Raw genomic sequence first — 19,337 nt, 5'->3', positions numbered from 1 at the left:
ACGAGAGGAGAACCGCCATGTACGCCGACATGAAAGGCTCGACCCACGTCCTTGCGCCTCCGGAGATCGCCGTGGTGGCGATTCCCGAGGACGAGCGGGTGTGGGTCCCGCAGGCTCCCGACGTCTGGTTCCGTCCGCTGATGCTGAACACGATGCAGGGCCAGTGGTGCAATCTGCTGAGGGTCCGCCGATCCGGCGTCTTGTCGCGCCACCTTCATCCCAATCCGGTGCACGGCTTCGTGCTGAGGGGCCGCTGGCACTACCGCGAGCACGACTGGGTCGCGACGGAAGGCTCTTACGTTTTCGAGCCGCCGGGCGAGATCCACACGCTTTTAGTTCCCGAGGACACGAAGGAGATGATCACTTTCTTCAACATCACGGGCTGCATGATCTACCTCGACGAGAACAACGTCCGCACGGGCTACGAGGACGTCTTCACGAAGATTGACATGTGCCGCCGTCACTACGAGGCCTGCGGCCTAGGCCGCGACTACGTGGATCGATTTGTTCGCTGACAGCACCCCGGCTCGCTGAGATCCCTGTCCGCGGCGGGCCGTTCGCCCCGCGCCGCCATTTCGAGAGGCCGCCGTGACCGATTCGCACAGGTCCCTGTCCGCAGTGTCCGAACCCGTCTCCAGGGCCTGGGCATCGCAGTGGTTCGCCGGCCGACGCGTGCTCGTCACCGGTGCTACGTCAGGCATCGGGGCGGCGCTTGCGCGCGGATTCATCGAGGCGGGCGACCTCAATGCTGCCGAGACTAAGTTCCGCTCAGAAGCTCGTGAGGCGGTGGTCAGGCAGGAGACCGAAGCCGTTGCCAAGGCTGCGGAGAGTCCAACCGGGGTTGCATCTCTCATGCAGCGCCGCAATGAGATCGAGCGGCTTGTTGGCGGTGACGCCGCGGGGCTGCAGGAATACCGCTCCGCAGTCGACCGTCGTGTTGCACAGATCGCGTCTTCAAGCCTTCCCGGAATCAAAACCGAACTCGACGCACTGCCAGTGAGATGGTCGTCCGTCGAGCAGGCGGAGCGTCTGCAGGACTCCGCATTGGCATCCTTCTCCGGGACGCCGGCGGAGGCCGAGATCCGCAAGCTTGTGTCGGCGCGGCTTGACCGCATTTACGGTGAACTGGCGGATCAGGCCGCACTGGAGTTGAAGGAGACCAAGAGAGCAGGAATGGAAGTGGCTTTGGCCACGCTGGAGGCCGGCGATGAGGCAGCATCGCCCTTCACGGGCGACACAGGAAAGCCGCACGCCGACCGTTTGCGGGGAATGGCCCGCGAACGTGCTGACAAGGCACTCAAAGACTCCCTTCCGGAGTTCCGTGCCGAGCTCGCGCAGATCCCAGCCAGCCGCCGCAATGCCCTCGAAATCGCTATCGGCGCGATGACGCTCGAGCGACAAGCAGAAGCTATCCGCTGCCAACGCTCGCCACTATGCGTGACGAGACCCGGAAAGCAGCACTGGCCATGTTCGATGGGGCCTGCGACGCCGCCCTCAAGGACTCCGGCCTTTCAGCGAGCGATGGCAAGCTTGGGGTGCTCGTTGGTACGGAAATCGGCACGCTGCGTGACTTCGTCTGCGAACTCCGCGAGGCTGGGATCCGCGTATCCGGAATGGAGAAGCCGGGCTGTTTCGGTGGCGGCAAGGACTACGTCGTCAAGACCTTTAGCGAGCAGGACTTGCCGTCCATCATTCAGCAGGGTGTGGTAAAGGATGCGATGAGCAGTCTGTTCGGTCGGGACGCCGCCAACAACGCATTTGCGCAGGTCTTCGGCACCAAGCCGTCAGCGTCGGCAGCAATCAAAGGCAAGACCTCGGAAGCGGCCGCTGAATTGTCTGGCAAGATTGTCATGCGCGAGATGGAAGTCCGATCAGATCGGAAGGCTCTCGTCGGCGTGCAGATCGGTGACGACGCCAAGGTTCATGATCTTTCCATTCGTGAGTGGCGAGAGCCTTCAGCGATGCTTGTATCCGCCTCACGGCCGGATACCGACTTGACCCGCAAGCTTTGCCAGACTGCCAACAAGGATGGACTGAACGCCCATCAAGCGGCCATGGCCCTGCTTTACTGCCGCTAACGCGATCACGCGGGTCAATCTTAAAGAACGGTCGGGCCCGATGCCCGACCGTTTCCGCCATGCCCGGCATCTTGGGGTTTTGTCAGTATCCGCGAGGAAAATTACGGTAAGGCGCCTCAAGATGGACGCCGCACCGAAACGTCGGTTCCATTGTATTCCAGCTTATGGCTGAAACCACACTTCAAGGGGATGGCCGTTCGCGTGAGATGCAGCATCGGCATTGCGGCATGGCCGGACGACGGCATGACGCCTGAGCGTCTCCTGGCGACGTCCGACAAGGCGCTGTACGAGGCTAAGCGCGCCGGGCGAAACCGGGCTATGTTCGTGCGCGGCAACGCCTGCCGGGCTGGATCGCTGGCCTCGACCTGAGCAGTCGCGACGCCGCGCCCGGCGCGTCACTGAGGTCCGAGAACAGGCGACTCGAAACGGGCTTTCGAGAATCTATGCGGAAGGATAGTCCATCCGCGAGCAGCCAAGCCGGACCAAGATCTCGCAGATGCGGCTCCAGCGACCCACAACAATTAACCCATCGTCCGATAACATCCTTTGTGATCGCGGATTGATATGGTCATAGGATTTTAGTCGTATGGAAGAACGAACTAGTGGAGCTATCTCCCGTGCGCCTCGTCAGATCGAGGTATCCTGCGCGGAGAGGAACAATGGATAACGGGATGCAGTTCGTCGAGTTTGGCAAGACGGACATCGAGAACGTCATGGCGAAGCTCGGCGGCAAGGACATCGACAACCTCGCCTTCGGCGCGATCCAGCTCGACGCCTCGGGGCGGATCCTGCAGTACAATGCCGCCGAGGGCGCAATTACGGGCCGCGACCCGAAGACAGTGATCGGGAAGAGCTTCTTTACCGAGGTCGCCCCCTGTACCAACACGCCTCGCTTTAAAGGCGAGTTCGACAAGGGCGTGAAGGCGGGCAACCTGAATGTCATGTTCGAGTACACCTTCGACTACCAGATGAAGTCCACCAAGGTGAAGGTGCACATGAAGAAGGCCCTGGTGGGCGACAGCTACTGGGTCTTCGTCAAGCGCCTCTGAGGGCAGAGACCATGACCGACCGTCCTTGGTGGGTGAACGAGGGGAGCTTCTCACGGGTCGTCGCCGACCTCATCTCCGACGAGTTGGCGAAGCTCCGGCCCGGCGAGCCGAGGCTGGCGGTCCCGCGGCCCTGGCCCGAGGATCTCCTGATCGGGGACGGCGGTCTCGGCGCCGACTCGCTGGAACTTCTGCAGCTTTCAGCGGCGCTGACCGAGCTGTTCCAAATCCACCGCAGCGGGATCGAGGATTACCTGCTCGTGCGGCGCACCCTCGGCGGCTGGCTGGAGGTGGCCCGTGCCGCACTGGCCCGGTTCGACGGGGAGATGACGTTCCGCACCTCGGGCAGCACCGGGGCAGGCAAGCCCTGCCCCCATCCGCTCCTCGCGCTGGAAGAGGAGGCGGCGCACCTGGCCGGCCTGTTGCCGGGACGGCGGCGCGTGCTGTCCGCGGTGCCGGCCCACCACATCTACGGGTTTCTGTTCACGGTGCTGCTGCCGGCGCACCTCGACGCCGAGGTACTTGACTTGCGAGAGCGCTCCCCGGCCGCGCTCGGCGCGCTGCTCCGCCCCGGCGACCTCGTAGTCGGCCACCCCGAGTTCTGGCGGGCCGTGCTGCGTGCCGCGCCGCTGATCCCGGGGGACGTTGCGGGGACCTCGTCCACCGCCCCTTGCCCGGCCGAGACCGCGAGGGGCGTGCGGGGACTGGGTCTCTCGCGGCTGGTGGAGGTCTTCGGCTCCTCGGAGACGGCCGGCCTCGGCTGGCGCGACGATCCCGACGCGGGCTTCCGGCCCTTTCCCTGGTGGCGCTTCGAGGAAGGCGAGGTCTTGCGGATCCTCCCGGGCGGTGCGGCGTCAAGGCCGCTCCAGGACCGGCTCGCCTGGGAGGGCGGTGAGTTTCGGCCGGGGGGTCGGCTCGACTCAGTCGTCCAGGTGGGCGGTGTCAATGTCTCGCCCCGGGCCGTGCGCGAGCGCCTGCTGGACCATCCGCACGTCGCGGAGTGCGCGGTCCGGCTGATGCGGCCCGACGAGGGGACCCGGCTCAAGGCCTTTGTCGTTCCCTCCCCGCACGCTCCACCTGAGGCGGAGCTTCGCGCCCAGCTCTCTGCTTGGATCGAAGGGACGCTTCCCGTGCCCCAGCGCCCGCGGGCGCTTAGCTTCGGCCCGGCGCTCCCGACCGGGGAGCTGGGCAAGGCGGCGGACTGGCCGGTCGCCTTTGAGACACGCCCGTGAATGGCAAGCTCGCGCGACAGGGCGTCGGCCTCGGCCGGAGGCAGTCCCTATCTGTATGGGCTCGCACCCATCGACGGCCCGGCTCGATTTGATCGCTGAATCCTGGCTCACATTCGGTGAGATCGTGGACGGCGCCCGGCTCGCATTAAGTGAAACCCGGCTCGGGCTCTTTGCCAATAGCCCGCAATCATCGCCTTGGGATCGAATTCCGCGAAACGCCCAATGGCGCCGCAGAAATGTGGCTGTCAGGCATCAGGAAACGTCGTGGACACGGACGAACCGCGCATTGATTTCCGGACGGGTATCCTGGCGCTCCGTAGCCGCTTGCCATGGCACCGTATGCACCGCCGGGAGAACGGCTGATTTCCTTGTGAGCCCATTCGCCTCTTGGGGCCAGACCGTTGATTTGAAGTGCGTCTCGCAGCGATATACGTCTATGCCTCATAGCCCGAGGAGCCCGGACGCAATCTCATTGACTGTCAGGTCGATGGCGGCGCCATCATGGTCACCGTCACCTATGAACCAAGCCGCGGAAAGTCCCGTCCAGGCCACGATCCATTGGAGCAGGCGGGTCGGTTCGACATGCGTCGTCTCGGTGACGATCCTGAGGCGGGACTCCAGGCGCCCCGGGAGAGTCGCGACAGGCTTGCTTGGATCACTGAGATCTGGGTTCGTAAAGATGTTGGCGAAGTCGAAGAACCGCTCCCCGACCAAGCCGTGAGGATCGATCGCTAGCCAGCCACGCTCGCCGAAGTCGAGGACGTTCTCGTGATGGAGATCACCGTGGAGAGCGCAGATGGATCGTGGTTCTGAGAAGAGCTGCCGAGCAGCACAAGACGCCACGGCCAGGGAGCTGTGTTGAGCAGCCAGCTCGAAAAGTGGCTCGAACCACTCCTCAAGTGAATGCAGTTCCGGAAGTGGCCGTGGCCGCCACTCGTGCAGGCGGGAAGCGGTTTCGCAAAGGATCCGGCAAGCCTCTTCATCCTGGCCGGACCGCGCCATCTCTGCGAGATCGCGCGTACCAGTCGCCCGCTCAATGAGCAGGGCGTCTTCGGCAAACACGAGCACTCTGGCTGCGCCTTGACCGTCCCACCACCTCATCAGCTGAAAGCCACACCGCTCATCAGGAATGCGGGCGACCTTCAGAATGGCAGAAGTGTCATCTCGTCGGACGGGCAGAATCCAACTCGAATGGGTGGTGACAAGCGCACCTTCCGGTTGCAAACGCCACTCCCGCAGAAATGTCTCGAGATGGGGTCCGAAGAAGCCGTGCGGGCGCACTGGACTCTTCCCTCCGAACGGTTTTGGACGCCGAAGGCGTACATGAGAAGTACAAAGCTGGCAATGAACACCCGTCTTCTCAAGCTGTGTGGCGCGAGTGTTCCGATTGCGAGTGACCGATCACCGCTAAAAAGCCGTGTTTCTGGTCAAGTGCTTGAGCCATACTGCACAGTAACGGCTGGCCTGCCGGTTAGAGTAACCATTGCCTTCGCTAGCAATGTGTGCCAGAACTATTTGACTGCAAGTCTATGTCATCCAATGTAAGCCTGCCAGCACATACTGTGCCCCACTCAGAGACTCCGTCTCAACGGTCATGAGCGCGAAATCGCCGATCAAATCGAGCTAGGCCGCGGATCAGTGCGAGCAGCTACACCTATCGGACGTCTGAGAGGTGGCGGGGGCGCGCCGACCGGTCGCCCTCGACCCCGAGGCCGCTGCCCGCATGGCGGCGGCCGCGGCCTGACCTGATTGCTCAACGGCGACCAACTGATTCCGTCCTGCGGAGGGACGCGTTTCGACCGCCGCCTCAGCCCGAAGGCCGGTCGTAGGACCCGTCCGGCCGGTACCGGCCGGCGATCTCCACGACGATCTCGTAGGCGCGCTCCAGGCGCTGCTCCGGCGTGGTGCCGCGCGGCAGGTCGAGCGGTCCGAGGGTGTGAAAGGGCCGGCCTGTGGGGTCGATGCCGACGAGGCTGCAGACGCCCGGCAGGTTGCTGAGCATGGTCGTCAGCGCGAAGAGCACGGGGTCGTCGTCGAACTGCTCGTGGCCGCGGTAGCGGATCGGTACCAGGAAGGTCCCTGCGATCAGCCCGCCGCGGGGATAGACGAAGATGCGCATGCCGGAGCGCACCCGCTCAATCTCGTAGATCCAGCTGCGCCCGGCGCCAGCGCCGGCGGTGCTATCCGCCATGGCCGCGCAGAATCGCGGCAGTGCCAGAAGGGTCGCGGGGTGCAGGGCCAGGACCGGGACCTTGGGCAACGCGGGCGTCAGGGAGGTCCGCTCGGAATCCTGATCCGCTCGCGGGGCGGAGACGGCCTCCGAGCGCGCCGCCAGCCAGACGCCGGCCAACCAGGCCGCGCAGAGAATCGCGGTCGCGCCGCGATGCGCGAGATCTGCCAGCCATGGCATAATGACCATCATGCCACCCTCCCCTCCAGCCCAGCACTATGCAGGGACTGCAGCACGGTCTTCGTTGGCGCGGCCTCCCGGTGTCCCCGCTGCCGCTCGCGCCGCATCGTCCGGCATGCCGAGCTGCATGACCTCACCATCGCGCATGTCGACCTCGATGCGTTCTTCGCCTCGGTGCACAAGCGCGATCGGCCGGAGCTGGCGACGCGGCCGGTCGTCGTCGGCCATGTCCACCGGGGTGTCGTCGCGGCGGCCTGCTACGTCGCCAGGATAGCGGGCGTGCGCTCTGCGACGCCGATGTTCAAGGCGCTGGAGCTCTGCCCCGATGCGGTGGTCGTGCCGCCGGACATGGCACGCTACGAGGAGGCCGGCCGCCAGGTGCGGGCGATGATGCTGGAGCTGACGCCGCTCGTGCAGCCGCTCTCGATCGACGAGGCGACGCTCGATCTCTCGGCCGCGCGTCTCGGCATGAGCCCTGCCCGCGCGCTGGCGCGGCTCGCGATCCGCATCGAGCGCGAGGTCGGCATCACGGCGTCGATCGGCCTCAGCTACAACGGGTTCCCTGCCAAGCTCGCCTCCGACCTCGACAAGCCCCGCGGCTTCAGCGTGGTTGGCCGGGCGGAAGCCCAGGATTTATCCACGGCGTCGGGCCGGCGCTCGAGCAGCGCCTGGACCATGACGGGGTCCGGACGATCGCGGAGCTCCGCCAGCGGGACGAAGTCTGGCTCGCCAGGCGCTACGGCGTCATGGGGCGGGTGCTCTACCGCTTCGCCCGCGGCCGGGACGACCGCCGCGTCGTGCCCGACGAGGAAACGAAGTCCGTCTCGGCCGAGACGACCTTCGAGCGGGATATCGCGGACCTGCCCGGTCTCGAGGCGCAGCTGCGGGTTCAATGCGAGGATGTGGCGCGAAGGATGGCGGCCGAGGGCTTCCTGGGCCGCCAGGTGACTCTCAAGCTCAAGACCGCGGACTTCCAGATCCTCACCCGCTCCCGGCGCCTTGCGACGCCAACGCGGGACGTCGAGGCGATCTGGACCACGGCGCGGGCATTGCTGGAGAAGGAGGCCAACGGCCGCGCCTTCCGCCTGATCGGCGCCGGCTGCGCCGACCTGGTGGACGCGGACGCGCCCGAGGAGCCCTATCTCTTCTCGCCGGAGTTGCCCGTGCGGCGTGCCGATGACGCTGCAGGCGAGCCGGTGCCGCCGGCATCACCGCCGAGGCAGGACGTGGACCTGTTCGGCAGGCCGCTGCGCCGATCAGGCGCGAGACGTCGGCAGGCGTGACGAAGCCGGCGGGGGATGGACGGTGGCGGCGTGGGCCGCGCTCGGTTGATCGAGAGCGGCTGCACGAACGGCGTCAGCTCCGTCACGACGAGGACCTCGCCTTAAGAGGCCTCCGACGTTGGTACGCCTGACGCCGACCAGACATTTCCACCAAAGGGTGTAAAATCTTTCCGCATAGACCGACGTGGCGACTGCTTTCGGTGCCCCGATGATGCGTCATGGGGATCAAGGTCTCGCCCCTTGCTGCGGCTCGGCATTCCAACCGACGCTCCGGCGACGCTGCGCCACTACGGCAGGCTTCTACATGGAATCGGATCCACCCATAGCCTCTAGCGCCAGATGGCGGCGCTGTTGCATGCCCGCTGTATCAAAGCTTCAGAGGCTATGGCCGGGTGTACGCGAATGAGTGACTGAAAACTGCACGCCTATAGTGGGAGGGCGGACCATGAGGATCATCCGCGCCAGCATCGGGCCCGATGGCACAGAAGGTTTCGGTGACCAGGATCTGGCCCTGAACGCCACGCTTTCCGCCGACGGGACGAAGGTGGCCTTCCACAGCATTGCTTCAGAGTTTGCGCCAGGCGACACCGAAGGGAGCTACGACGCGTTCGTGAAGGATTTCCGGACAGGCAGGCTCGTGCAGGTCAGCAAGGAACCCCCTGGCGGTGATCAGGGGGATGACGCCGGTCGGGGGCTACATCCCCACATCTCTGCCGACGGCAGCCGGGTCGCATTCCGCAGTACTTCCAGCAACCTTGTGCCGGGTGACGGCAATGAGGTCGACGACATCTTCGTAAAGGACCTCGAGACCGGAGCGATCGTGCGCATCCGGCAGTCGGAAAGTGCCGGCAGCCATGACTTTTCCGCTGACGGGACGGTGGTAGCCGTTCAGGGCTCCGGAATCTACGTGGATGATCTGCTGACCGGCCGTCTCATACGCGCCGACACGGACGAGAACGGAGCCCCGCTTGCCGACACCTATGTGTCCACGCCATTCGTTTCCGCCGACGGAACACTGGTGGCCTTTGATGTCGACAACTTCGAGACTCCCGAAGAGTCGGGTGTTTTCCTGAAAGATCTCGTAACGGGTGACCTTACGCGGGTCATCGGCAGAACAACGAACTTCAGGCTCTCCGACGACGGCACCAAAGTGGCGTTCCTCAGTTCGGACGACACCCTTGTTGCCGGAGACACAAATGGCCGAGACGACGTGTTCGTCAAGGACCTCCTCACGGGTGAGATCGTGCGCGCCAGTGTCTCCGCGACCGGCGCCCAGATGGTCGGGGGAGAGTCCGCGTTCGTCTCGGCGATTTCGTCTGATGGCAACAGGGTGGGGTTCTTCAGCGACGCCGACAACCTGGTTCCCGGCGATACCAACGGGACCAGGAACTTGTTCGTCAAGGATCTGTCGACGGGAGAAATCTGGCTGATCGACACTGCGAGGGATGGCACACCGGCCGACGGTGACTCCTACATCGGTGATCTTTCCGCGGATGGCCGGGTCGTTGCCTTCACGAGCGATGCCGACGATCTGGTTCGCGGGGATACAAACCAGGCCTACGACGTCTTCCTGGCTTATCTGGACAAACCGAGCGGCCGAACCCTGCTGGGCGACGCGTCGGGCAATGTGCTGAAGGGAGGCGGCGGCTCGGATCATCTGAACGGCGCCAGCGGTAACGACGCTCTGCACGGTTTGGACGGCGACGATCGCCTATTCGGGGGCCGTGGCTTCGATCTCCTGGATGGCGGCCTCGGTCGGGATATGCTCGACGGCGGGAATGAGAATGACCTTCTTCTCGGTCAGGCAGGCGACGATACCTTGCGTGGAGGGAATGCCGCGGACGTCCTGATCGGCGGTCCTGGGCACGACATCCTGATCGGCGGTCACGGGCCGGATCTCTTCGTCACATCCGGCGATGAGATCGTAGATTTCAACGCATCGGAGGGGGACCGGGTCCGAAGCGCGGTTTCGTCATACGACGTTGGCGAGTGGGTAGGTGTCCAGGCAGGCCTTGATCACTGGCTTGCCTGACGGGCGCGCCGAGATCCCACGTGGCGCGCCACTGTGTCGGAGCCGGCGCGGACCAGCAGCCTGCGAGCAATGGGTCAGGGGGACCGGAAAGGGAGCCATGGGCATGGTGTTCCGTCGGCTCCTGAGCGTCACGGCACCCCCGCGAGGTCCTCTCGCGATGCCGTGCCGGCATTGCGCGCTTCGGTGCGACGGATCGCACACTCCCCGGTCACGCACCGCAAGCTGATGATGCAGTCGCTGGGCGCGTGAGCCCCGTCCCAGACTTCCTGCCCGTCATCGCGAGGCGATGCGCTGGCAGGCCACCGGCGCGGCCGCAGGGTCGCGGTCGTCGCCGGCGGGTCTCTTCAAGGCTGGCTGGCTGTCGCGGCTTGCGGTGACGGCACACGCCTCATGCGTCAGGATTCGGAACATCCTTCCCTGAGATAAGCACTGTGGATCGAGCCGGGCGCGCAGCACAGCACAACGTGGTTCCTCTTCACTCCGACGCGCGATCCCTAGAGGTCGCGATCAGGGTGTGGGATCGCCGGCACGAGAAGGTGGGCGAGGCGAAGCGGGCCGAGCTGATCAGGCGGCTGTGGTTGAGAGCAGCCGAGATCGCGGGCCTCCGCTGACCCGCGGCTCATTCTCGCGGCCGCCGGCTCTCGACGGCCGTCCCTGAAAGGAAAACCCCATGCCCAGGAAGATCTCCACGTTCGAGGCAGGCTTTGCCGCCGCCGTGGCCGAGCTGATCCGCATGCAGCACATCGGAGAGCCGGAGGCCCGCGACGTGATCGAGGGCGCTGGCTACACGGTCGCTTCGCTGCTGGCGGCCGGCGCTGACACCTACGATACCGACGAGCTTATGCGCTGCCTCGGCGCGTGAGCGGCGGGGGGATCAGAAGGCGCAGGAGCATTCGGCCTCGGCGGCAGGTGGTTCGTGGGTGAGCGCGGATCTCTTCGCCTGCCCGTCCGTTGCCGTCAAGCCAGAGCCACCCCTTCAGGCGGTCCAGGCCCTCAGCTGGCCGCCGGGCTGGGCCTCGGGACGGCGCAGCTCCTGCAGGCGGCTGGCGATCACGTTGCAAATTCCCGTGCGCCACGCCCAGTGCTCGGCGGCCCGCTCGGCGAGGCCGATCGGCACGGCGAGAGCAGGGGTAGCCAGCAGCAGGAAGCCGAGATAGGCCGGCTCGCTCGGGTCGAGGTCACTAGCATTCAAGATTGAGAGGGAGTTGGAGCGCCGCCGCCAGAGCGCAATGCCACTGGATTCTGGGGCTGAAGCCTCGGAGAGGCCAGGTTCCCAGGCTGCTGCCCCTCCCTCGCGGTCGGGGTCGGCGGCGCCCGATTCAAAGATGGCGAAGGGCCGTTCGCCGCGCAAGAGCGGCCCGCTGCCTGATCTCGGGTCACGCGAACTTCCTGATGACCGGCCACGCGAACAGCCCGAGGAACTTCTTCCGGGCCTGGGGCAGGAACTACGAGATCGCGACGGGCAAGCCGCCGGGCGCGCTCGTGCAATCCCTGCTCGAGGAGTCTGAGCTCGGCGCGATCATCCAGATCGAGCGCCGGGGGCTGACGCGGCGGATCACTCAGATCGTTTCCGCGACCGAGATCGAGCGGACAGGGCTGGTAGCCGCGTGAGGGGCGCGAGCGGCTTCGGCCGCGGTCTGTAGCCCGAGTTTTTGTCAGCGGCCGCTCGCCTGGCCTTGCGGGCATGTCGATACGGCTCCGTGGCGCCGAGCCAGCATAATCCCGATCGGGAAGTTTCCAGGCCGGATTAAGCCGGATTGCATCGGAATCATCCCGACTGGGAACCTTTTAAGGTGGATTTGGACATGGCTCGGACTCCTGTTCTGGGGTGAGGCCGCGTCAGCCGAAGCGGACGAGGTTGAGCGCGGGCAGAGGCCCGCCGGGGAACTGGACGAGGCGCGCACCGACCGCGAGCGGGCCGAGATCGATGCCGAAGAAGCCGAGCCGATCGACGAGCGCGCCGACCGCGGCCTTGGCCCTGGCGTCGTCGCCGGAATAGAAGAGGACGCGCTTGCCACCTTCCGCCTGCGGGTTGCCCGAAAGGAGGTGCGGCTGAAGGTGGTTGAACGCCTTCACCACGCGCGCGCCCGGCACGAGACCGGCGAAGATCTCCGACGAGGCGCGCCCGCTGAGCTCCGCCGGCCTGAACAGCGGCGCCTCGATCGGATTGTTGGCGTCTATGACGATCCGGCCGCCGAAGTCCGGCAAGCCCGCGAGCGCCGCCGGGAGCTTCGACCAGTTGACGGCTACCAGGACGATGTCCTTTGCGGCGGCTTCTTCGCGCGTTCCCGCCTCGATGGTCGGGCCGAGGGCCGCGACCGCTTCCTTGAGGCTGTCGGGGCCGCGGCTGTTGGAAAGGGTGGCGCGGATGCCGTTCTTTGCGAGCGCGGCGGCGAAGGCTTGGCCGATGTTCCCGGCGCCGATGATGCCGATGCTGGTCATGGTGATGATCCTCGAGCGGTCGGAATGCTTGCGGTCAGGCGGTCAGGCCACCGTCGGCGACGATGTCGGCGCCGGTGACGAAGGCGGCTTCCGGACTCGCCAGGAAGGCGACGACGCTTGCGATCTCGTGCGGTTGTCCGTAGCGGCCGATCGCCATGCCCGGGCCGACGATCTGCGCGACCGGGCCGTGAGCCGGGTTCATGTCGGTGTCGGTGGGACCCGGATGGACGGTGTTGACCGTGATGCCTTTGGGGCCGAGATCGCGCACGAGGCTGCGGTTGAAGCCGGTAATTGCGCCCTTGGTGAGCGTGTAGAGCGAGGCCGTGGGGAAGGCGGCATAGCGCGTCATGGACGAGCCGATGTAGATAATGCGCCCACCCGTCTTCATCCGGCGGACCGCCTCCTGGGTGGCGACGAAGACGCCGGTGACGTTGACGGCGACCATCCTCTCATAGGTCTCAAACGGGATCTCCTCGATCGGCCCGCCGAGCCCGAGCCCGGCATTGTTCACGAGGATGTCGATTGATCCGAGCTCCTCGACCGTCTTGGCGACGGCGGCGCGGACGGCCTCGATGTTGCCGGCGTCCGCCTCAATCGCAATCGCCTTGCCGCCGGCCGCTTCAATGTCGGCAACGACCTGCTTCGCCTTCTCCGGAGAGGCGCTGTAGGTGATCGCGACCGCCGCGCCATCGGCGGCGAGCCGTTTGGCGATCGCAGCGCCGATCGATCGCGAACCACCGGTGACCAGGGCTGCCTTGCCGGCGAGGGAACGGGTTTCGTTCGACATGTCGTGCTCCTTGACGTGCGGGTTGGGGGAGGAGTTTCAGCCGAATGCCCTTGACGTCGACGACTGCGGAGGTCTGTTCGGACCGTCGGGCATCGTGGTCGTCTCCACCTGGGTTCGAGGTGAAGATGACCGCTTTATTCCCCAGTGATTAGGCGGTATTGGCTTGCCATCGCTTCAAGCGGTCGTTGAGAATGCCGACGTGGAAACGCTCGCCAACCTGGAATCCTTCGTCCGGAGCGCTGAGAGCGGCAGCTTCTCCGCGGCGGCGCGGCGGCTTGCCCTCACGCCGGCGGCGGTCAGCCGCAACGTGGCAATGCTGGAGCGGAACATCGGCGTGCGACTGTTCCACCGCTCCACCCGCAAGCTCACGCTCACCGAGGCGGGCGAGCGCTTCCTGCAGGCGATCGGTGGCAACCTCGAGGCCCTTCAGGCGGCGATCGCGGGCATTTCGACCGACGGAGGCGAGCCCGCCGGCATCCTCAAGGTGAGCATGGCGCCGACTTTCGGCATTACGCATCTCATGCCGCTGCTGCCAGGCTTTCTCCTCCGCTATCCGGGCATCAGGCCGGAATGGCATTTCGAGAACCGGCAGGTGGATCTGGTGGCCGAAGGCTATGACGCGGCGATCGGTGGCGGGTTCGACCTGACGCCGGGCGTCGTCTCGCGTGCGCTCGCACCCGCCCACATCGTCGCCGTCGCCTCACGCGCCTACATGACGGGTCGTACGCCGCCCGTGGATCCCACCGAGCTCGCGGCACTCGACGGCATCGCGATGCGTTCGCTGCGCACCGGCCGCATCCGGCAATGGGTGATGCGCGACGCAGCCGGAGCCGAGATGGCCGCGGTCCTGCGTGAGACGATCGTGGTCAACGAGCCCGCCGCAATGCGCGAAGCCGCCCTGCTCGGCCTCGGCGTCGCACTCATCGCCGTTCCGGACGTGCTGCGCGAACTCGAGCGCGGCGACCTCGTGCGTTTGGTCCCGCGCTGGTACAGCGACGCGGGCTCGATCTCCCTCTACTATGCCAGCCGTACCCTGCTCCCGGCCAAGACCCGCACCTTCATCGACTTCGTCGCCGACGCGTTCAAGCGCGAGCGCCTCGCGGAGCGCTTCGCAGGCAGCCTTGGTTAGGACGCTTCTAGGGCGAATCGTCTCCCCACAATCTGCGTCGCTGCGGCACCGGCTCCGGTGATCCAATTCGACGGAGGCGAGCACCACCTACCGTACTGCGGCGGCTACAGCCTCGGTGCATTGACCCAGCCGACCACCTGCAGCGTCAGGCATCACGAATGCCATTACTCTTTTTCGTTCGGTCTTGGCGTTGGATAAATGACAGACCTAGCGGCGCCCCCTGGGAGCATCATGAGGACGGCCGTCACCGGATTCAGGCGATCACGCCCGGTACCAATCCGCCGAGGTCCCGCCCCTCACCGAAGCCGGGGCCCGACTTTCGATTAACCTCCGTCGTCTAAGCTGTCCCCGGTTGCGAGCAGCATGGCGGATGGAATGACCGGCAGCAGGACAGCAAGGCGCGCGGTGCTCTCCCTCATCGGCATGCTCCTGCCGCAAATTGCTTCCGCCAATGTCACGGTTCTCAGTTTCCCCGGCTACGACATGCAAGGGCCTGACTTCCGCCGGCCGGGAACGGCGCCGCGGCCGGCCACATCAGTCTGAAGTGGTGCCTGCGCAAGGCGCGTTGCCTGGGTTATGCCACTCCGGAGGCGCCGCACCATGCGACCAACCGCGCAGTCCCTCTCACCCGTCTTCCGACGCAGGCTCACGGCGCAACCAGGGGGCTTCCTCAATGCTCGGATGGCTGAACCGTCTTCTGACCTCGGCCTTCGGACACACCGGCCGGGATCCCGACGAGCGCGAGCCTCTGTCTTGCGCCTATGTCGCATCGCTGAGCGGGCTGCTCTCCGACGGCCTGATCCCCGTGCACACCTGGGTCTGGGCTCTGCGGGCGCGGCCTGCCTCGGTTTGTGGCCGCGGCGGCAGCTATGCCGTTACGAGTTGGCCTCTCGAGCCGGATTTGGCGAACCCGGACCTGCGGCGCAGCGGCGAAACCGGCTTGAGGCTGTAGGCGAGGACGGGCCATTCTTACAGGCCAGATGCATTTGGCAGAGGCGGCCGATTAATCAGTTCTAATATTGATGTTAGACATAACATCTTGACGGAGACCAGTTTCGCTCGCTCGCGAAATTGCATCGAGCGCTCGGTGTCGAGAAAGTGCAGTCTGGAAATCCGGAGCTATGGATGTTCCACTCTGGAGATCGGAGGCGAACTGGGCATAAAGACGGGCGACGCCCGCTGCGCCTGCGCCGAGACCAAGATCGTCTTTCGCATAGGAGGCTGGGACGGTCAGGCGCTGAGCCGGTGCCTGTCCGCGACGGCACGTAATCGCTAGATCGCCCAAATGGATGTAACCGGAAGGGCCCTCGATGCGAAGGCTGCCCTCGGTGCCCTGGATTTCCCAAACCATCGGGGGGCCAGACGGAAGCCCGGCGCTGTAATGCAAAGAGGCGACGATCCCTCCTCGAAGATGCCCAGCAATGGCAATCTCATCCGGCGCGTTCTTCGGCAGCGTGAGTCCGTCCCGAAGCCGAATGCCGTCACCTCTCTGATTGGCGATAACCGCGGACAGGCTGCTGAATTCGCCAAGCACCTGTGCGAGCGGCTCGAGCGCCTGACCGACCGCGATGCTGAGCAGGGTGGCGCCATTGTCCGTCTGCGCCATGAACTCGAAGGGTGGATCGTACCTTCCCACCCACATGTCTTCGGTCGGATGTGCCCGGATGCTCGTGCTCAACGGAAGGCCTATAGCGCCTTGATGAATGATGTCGCGAAGGAAGCGGATCGGCGGATGTAATCCGCCTTGCAATCCAATCACCGTCTTGAGTTGCTTTTCCCGGGCAAGGCCCGCCAGTTCCTCGGCCTCCGCCAGGTTCCGTCCCAACGGCCACTCGCAAAAGACCATCTTTCCCGCAGCAAGCGAGTCAGCGACGATCTCGCGATGCGCCGGCACCTTCACTGCAACCACCACCAGATCGATCTCCGGTCGCGAAACAAGCGCCTGATGCGTGTCAAAGGCCAGATCGACGCCGAGCCTATCAGCGGTCGCACTGGCACTTTCCAATCGGGTCGTACTGACACCTCGGATCTCGAATGCACGAAGCGCGTGGATCGCCGGAATGTGGGCCACGCTGGCCCAGCCGCGGTTGGCGCTCGCGCCGACGATGCCAACCCCGATTTTTCTGCCAAGCCAGCTCAAGCGAGAAGCCCGCCGTCGACCGTGATGATCGTGCCGGTGAGCTGCCTCGCCGCAGGGCTTGCGAGGAAGGTAACTGCGGCGGCGATGTCCGCCGGCGTCGCAAAACGCCCCAGGGGCGTAAGGCTGCGTTGGTAGTCCCCGGCCTCGCCATCGGCCGGGTTCATCTCGGTGTCGGTCGAGCCCGGTTGGACCAAGTTCGCCGTGATGTCCTTTGGACCCAACTCGTGCGCGAGCCCGCGTGTGAAGGACTGGAGCGCAGACTTGGTCATGTAGTAGACCGTGCCGGTGACGCCGACGATTCGCTCGGCGCCCGCCGAGCCGATGGTAATGACCCGCCCACCCCAGCTTAGATGCGGAATCGCCGCCTGAGTGGTGAGGATTGTCCCCCGCACGTTGACCGCGAACAGCGCATCGATGGTCTCGGCCTTGATGTCGGCGATCGTGTCGTAAAGCGCGATGCCGGCATTGTTGACGAGGACGTCGAGGCCACCCAGAGCAGCGGCGGCCTCATCCACCGACCGTTTGATCGCGACCGGATCAGCGCTGTCGGCCTGAATGGCCACCGCTCGGCGGCCCAGTTGTTCGATCGAAGCCACAACCTCCTGGGCGCGACCGGCGGAGTTTTGGAACGTCAGCGCGACGTCAGCGCCGTTCTCGGCGAGCGCGAGCGCGATGGCGGCACCGATGCCCCGAGAGCCACCGGTTACAAGTGCGCGTTTACCAACAAGGTTCGTCATAGCGCATCCCTTTATGCAGTGATCACTGCATAATAGGTGGGACGGTTGCAAAGCCGGGTCAAGAGATTTATACAGTGATCGATGCACAAATATGAACTGGACCAATCTTCGGCGATCGAGCCCGCGCCTCGCGCGCGTGGGCGACCGCGCACGTTCGACCGCGATGCGGCCTTGAAGAGGGCCATGAGGCTGTTCTGGATCAAGGGGTATGAGGCGACGTCAATTGCCGACCTGACGCAGGTGTTGGGCATCGGAACGAAGAGCCTCTACGCCGCTTTCGGATCGAAGGACGAGCTGTATGCCGAGGCGCTTCGTTGTTACTCCACCACATACGAGCATTTGGTCCTGGGGAGATTTCGCGCGGCAGCCACAGCCCGCGAGGCTATGCTCGCATATCTTTGGGACTCGGCAGCCGCGATGACGGGATCGGATTGCGATCTGCCTCACGGCTGCTTGGTCACATTGGGGACCGTCGGCAGCGATGGCCACGCTGAGCTTTCTGACTTGATAAAGACGACCCGTGGCGGCGCATTCCACGTGCTCAAATCGCGTCTGGAGAGGGCCGTTCTGGAGGGCGAACTGCCAGACACCGTGGATGTCACCAAGCTCGCGCGCTTTCTGCAAACCTTGCAAAGCGGGATGGCAATCCGAGCCCGTGATGGCGCCGACAGGGCAGAACTTCAGGCCGTTGCCGAGATCGCCATGGCTGGGTGGGACAGCATGGTGAAGGCATCTGAAAAGCGATAAGTGGGAGCTTCCGCAGACGCTGGGCGGGTTGATGAAAGGAGCGGGCGAAAGGCAGAACTGGACGGCCCCAGGCAAGCTGCGGCGGGGACCTGCGCGCCTCTGGCTCCTGCCGCGGTCGGGCGGCCACGCCGGGGCCATGAACCACGCGGGGATCCAGGCGGCTCATCGCGGCAGCAGGGACCGCGGCGGTGACCGGATCCATGGCGCTCCTCAGGAAGGCCAGCGCCTCCTCCTAGGCCGCGCCCAGCTTGCGGGGCCGATGACCCCGCCGGGCAGGTGAACGGCAAGCGCAGTTCGAAACGTCCGGCGCCCTCGCCCCTCTCCTTGACCCCTCTGCGGAATACACCCGAGAGCCCGAAGCCCGTGCGAGCCAACTCCTCCGTGGCCGCCTGAACAAGCCGAACCGGCTGTCTTTTCGAGCCGTGCCCCGCCCCAGGCCCTCGGTCAACGCGAGTTGGCGAGGGTAGGGCCAGACGGCTGCGGTCGATGCCGGCGCTTCCGGGCCTGATCGGCGCGCGCCAGACGGAGCATCCGCTGGAATGTGGGACACTCCATGTGGCTTGGAGCCGGGCATTCCGCCGCATGTCGCAAGCCGTCGCGCAGGGCGATGAGTTTTCGGATGGTTCGACCAAGCTCTTCCGCCCTGGCAGCCAGTTGCATGCGGTCGATCCGGGGACCGCCGTCCGGGCCGAACATGGCGCCGATCTCCTCGAGCGAGAACCCGGCATTCCGTCCAAGCGCGATCAGAGACAGTCGCTCGATCACGCCCGGGTCGAACAGACGGCGCATGCCTTGCCGTCCCACCGACACGATCAGCCCCTTCTCGTCATAGAACCTCAAGGTCGAGGCGGGAACGCCGGACCTCCGCGCAACCTCTGCGATGTCGATCAACTTCATGCTTAACCTCAAGTTCACTTGAACTTGCATCATCGCTCCCGTCGCAGTCTTGGGCAAGGCGCAACGCTCGGTGCGGAGGGTGCGCCAGGTTGGAAGACGACATCCGAACGCTTTCTGGAGACGCCCGTGCCAAATCTGAAAGCGGCGGCATTTCCTGCCGTCGAGCGGACCTCGAATCCCGGACGCGCCTTGGCGATCCTCGCGACTGTCCAATCGACCTTGATCTTCACGATCGCGCTGATCATGATTCCCCTGCCGAAGATCGCAGAGGAGTTCGCGCTCTCCGCCGGCGAGGTCTTGCTGCTGCAGGTCGCGTATGGACTGCCTTTCAGCGGCCTGCTGCTATTCGGCTGACGGATCGCTTCGGTGCGCCGCGA

Annotated in this window: 23 protein-coding genes and 1 pseudogene; 14 read left to right on the top strand and 10 right to left on the bottom strand. The window is 65.2% G+C overall.

The window, feature by feature from the left end:
* The first annotated feature begins 17 nt into the window (after positions 1-17).
* Positions 18-515: a 2,4'-dihydroxyacetophenone dioxygenase family protein gene (locus JUB13_RS19175; protein ID WP_207481808.1), complete on the top strand. Its 498-nt coding sequence runs from the start codon at positions 18-20 to the stop codon at positions 513-515.
* 439 nt (positions 516-954) lie between these two features.
* On the opposite strand, the gene JUB13_RS19170 is transcribed toward JUB13_RS19175, so the two are convergent.
* Complete coding sequence (locus tag JUB13_RS19170) at positions 955-1,401, bottom strand: hypothetical protein (RefSeq protein WP_207481807.1); 447 nt, start codon at positions 1,399-1,401, stop codon at positions 955-957.
* A gap of 32 nt (positions 1,402-1,433) precedes the next feature.
* Here JUB13_RS19170 and JUB13_RS19165 point away from each other — a divergent pair, with 32 nt between their 5' ends.
* The 4 genes from JUB13_RS19165 (at position 1,434) to pcl (ending at position 4,356) form a co-directional block, all read left to right on the top strand.
* Positions 1,434-2,078: a hypothetical protein gene (locus JUB13_RS19165; protein ID WP_207481805.1), complete on the top strand. Its 645-nt coding sequence runs from the start codon at positions 1,434-1,436 to the stop codon at positions 2,076-2,078.
* 189 nt (positions 2,079-2,267) lie between these two features.
* The gene (locus JUB13_RS19160) at positions 2,268-2,447 is read left to right on the top strand and encodes a diguanylate cyclase domain-containing protein (RefSeq protein WP_207481802.1); all 180 of its coding nucleotides are present in this window, start codon (positions 2,268-2,270) and stop codon (positions 2,445-2,447) included.
* Positions 2,448-2,737: 290 nt separating this feature from the next.
* Complete coding sequence (pyp, locus tag JUB13_RS19155; RefSeq protein ID WP_207481797.1) at positions 2,738-3,127, top strand: photoactive yellow protein; 390 nt, start codon at positions 2,738-2,740, stop codon at positions 3,125-3,127.
* Between the two features lie 11 nt (positions 3,128-3,138).
* Complete coding sequence (pcl, locus tag JUB13_RS19150; protein ID WP_207481796.1) at positions 3,139-4,356, top strand: 4-coumarate--CoA ligase; 1,218 nt, start codon at positions 3,139-3,141, stop codon at positions 4,354-4,356.
* 441 nt (positions 4,357-4,797) lie between these two features.
* On the opposite strand, the gene JUB13_RS19145 is transcribed toward pcl, so the two are convergent.
* The 3 genes from JUB13_RS19145 to JUB13_RS32105 form a co-directional block, all read right to left on the bottom strand.
* A complete protein-coding gene (locus JUB13_RS19145; RefSeq protein WP_207481795.1) occupies positions 4,798-5,637 on the bottom strand; it encodes an APH(6)-I family aminoglycoside O-phosphotransferase in 840 nt (279 codons plus the stop codon).
* Positions 5,638-6,163: 526 nt separating this feature from the next.
* Positions 6,164-6,778, bottom strand: coding sequence for a hypothetical protein (locus JUB13_RS19140; RefSeq protein ID WP_207481794.1), 615 nt, complete (start codon positions 6,776-6,778; stop codon positions 6,164-6,166).
* Positions 6,779-6,802: 24 nt separating this feature from the next.
* Positions 6,803-6,994 carry a hypothetical protein gene (locus JUB13_RS32105; RefSeq protein ID WP_328702972.1) on the bottom strand — a complete coding sequence of 64 codons (192 nt, stop codon included), beginning with the start codon at positions 6,992-6,994 and terminating at the stop codon, positions 6,803-6,805.
* Here JUB13_RS32105 and JUB13_RS32100 point away from each other — a divergent pair.
* From JUB13_RS32100 to JUB13_RS19125, 4 genes and pseudogenes are all read left to right on the top strand, one after another.
* Positions 6,941-7,288, top strand: a pseudogene (locus JUB13_RS32100) (Y-family DNA polymerase); the annotation flags it as partial. The gene JUB13_RS32105 and the pseudogene JUB13_RS32100 overlap by 54 nt on opposite strands.
* A gap of 224 nt (positions 7,289-7,512) precedes the next feature.
* A complete protein-coding gene (locus JUB13_RS32095; protein WP_328702968.1) occupies positions 7,513-8,049 on the top strand; it encodes a DinB/UmuC family translesion DNA polymerase in 537 nt (178 codons plus the stop codon).
* 445 nt (positions 8,050-8,494) lie between these two features.
* Complete coding sequence (locus JUB13_RS19130) at positions 8,495-10,081, top strand: hypothetical protein (RefSeq protein ID WP_207481793.1); 1,587 nt, start codon at positions 8,495-8,497, stop codon at positions 10,079-10,081.
* A 670-nt stretch (positions 10,082-10,751) separates the two neighbouring features.
* Positions 10,752-10,943, top strand: coding sequence for a hypothetical protein (locus tag JUB13_RS19125; RefSeq protein WP_207481792.1), 192 nt, complete (start codon positions 10,752-10,754; stop codon positions 10,941-10,943).
* A gap of 114 nt (positions 10,944-11,057) precedes the next feature.
* Here the strand turns inward: JUB13_RS19125 and JUB13_RS19120 are convergent, their stop codons facing one another.
* A complete protein-coding gene (locus JUB13_RS19120) occupies positions 11,058-11,273 on the bottom strand; it encodes a hypothetical protein (protein ID WP_207481790.1) in 216 nt (71 codons plus the stop codon).
* A gap of 200 nt (positions 11,274-11,473) precedes the next feature.
* Here JUB13_RS19120 and JUB13_RS19115 point away from each other — a divergent pair, with 200 nt between their 5' ends.
* The gene (locus JUB13_RS19115) at positions 11,474-11,692 is read left to right on the top strand and encodes a hypothetical protein (protein WP_207481788.1); all 219 of its coding nucleotides are present in this window, start codon (positions 11,474-11,476) and stop codon (positions 11,690-11,692) included.
* A 228-nt stretch (positions 11,693-11,920) separates the two neighbouring features.
* On the opposite strand, the gene JUB13_RS19110 is transcribed toward JUB13_RS19115, so the two are convergent.
* Positions 11,921-12,523 (bottom strand): NADPH-dependent F420 reductase, encoded by a 603-nt coding sequence (locus JUB13_RS19110; RefSeq protein ID WP_207481787.1) that lies wholly within the window; start codon positions 12,521-12,523, stop codon positions 11,921-11,923.
* A gap of 34 nt (positions 12,524-12,557) precedes the next feature.
* Positions 12,558-13,310, bottom strand: a complete 753-nt coding sequence (locus tag JUB13_RS19105) for a 3-oxoacyl-ACP reductase family protein (RefSeq protein ID WP_207481786.1) — start codon at positions 13,308-13,310, stop codon at positions 12,558-12,560.
* A 199-nt stretch (positions 13,311-13,509) separates the two neighbouring features.
* On the opposite strand from JUB13_RS19105, the gene JUB13_RS19100 reads away from it, so the two are divergent.
* Positions 13,510-14,439, top strand: coding sequence for a LysR family transcriptional regulator (locus JUB13_RS19100; RefSeq protein WP_207481785.1), 930 nt, complete (start codon positions 13,510-13,512; stop codon positions 14,437-14,439).
* A gap of 673 nt (positions 14,440-15,112) precedes the next feature.
* Positions 15,113-15,391: a hypothetical protein gene (locus JUB13_RS19095; RefSeq protein WP_207481784.1), complete on the top strand. Its 279-nt coding sequence runs from the start codon at positions 15,113-15,115 to the stop codon at positions 15,389-15,391.
* Positions 15,392-15,442: 51 nt separating this feature from the next.
* Here JUB13_RS19095 and JUB13_RS19090 read toward each other — a convergent pair whose 3' ends face one another.
* Both JUB13_RS19090 and JUB13_RS19085 read right to left on the bottom strand, forming a co-directional pair.
* On the bottom strand, positions 15,443-16,579 hold the full coding sequence (locus JUB13_RS19090) for a Gfo/Idh/MocA family protein (RefSeq protein ID WP_207481783.1): 1,137 nt from the start codon (positions 16,577-16,579) through the stop codon (positions 15,443-15,445).
* Positions 16,576-17,316: an SDR family NAD(P)-dependent oxidoreductase gene (locus JUB13_RS19085; protein WP_207481782.1), complete on the bottom strand. Its 741-nt coding sequence runs from the start codon at positions 17,314-17,316 to the stop codon at positions 16,576-16,578. The genes JUB13_RS19090 and JUB13_RS19085 overlap by 4 nt, the downstream gene beginning before the upstream one ends.
* A gap of 183 nt (positions 17,317-17,499) precedes the next feature.
* Between JUB13_RS19085 and JUB13_RS19080 the strand changes: the two genes are divergently transcribed.
* Positions 17,500-18,063, top strand: coding sequence for a TetR/AcrR family transcriptional regulator (locus tag JUB13_RS19080; RefSeq protein WP_236025070.1), 564 nt, complete (start codon positions 17,500-17,502; stop codon positions 18,061-18,063).
* A gap of 444 nt (positions 18,064-18,507) precedes the next feature.
* Here JUB13_RS19080 and JUB13_RS19075 read toward each other — a convergent pair whose 3' ends face one another.
* Entirely contained in the window at positions 18,508-18,960 is a 453-nt protein-coding gene (locus JUB13_RS19075) for a helix-turn-helix domain-containing protein (RefSeq protein WP_207481779.1), read from the bottom strand.
* A gap of 18 nt (positions 18,961-18,978) precedes the next feature.
* Between JUB13_RS19075 and JUB13_RS31445 the strand changes: the two genes are divergently transcribed.
* Positions 18,979-19,314 carry a hypothetical protein gene (locus JUB13_RS31445; RefSeq protein ID WP_236025069.1) on the top strand — a complete coding sequence of 112 codons (336 nt, stop codon included), beginning with the start codon at positions 18,979-18,981 and terminating at the stop codon, positions 19,312-19,314.
* Positions 19,315-19,337: the final 23 nt, after the last annotated feature.

The sequence above is a fragment of the Arenibaculum pallidiluteum genome, from assembly GCF_017355985.1.
In the GTDB taxonomy this organism is placed as follows: domain Bacteria; phylum Pseudomonadota; class Alphaproteobacteria; order Azospirillales; family Azospirillaceae; genus Arenibaculum; species Arenibaculum pallidiluteum.
The sequence above is the reverse complement of the archived record's forward strand: the minus strand, read 5'-3'. Positions and strand labels throughout refer to the sequence as shown.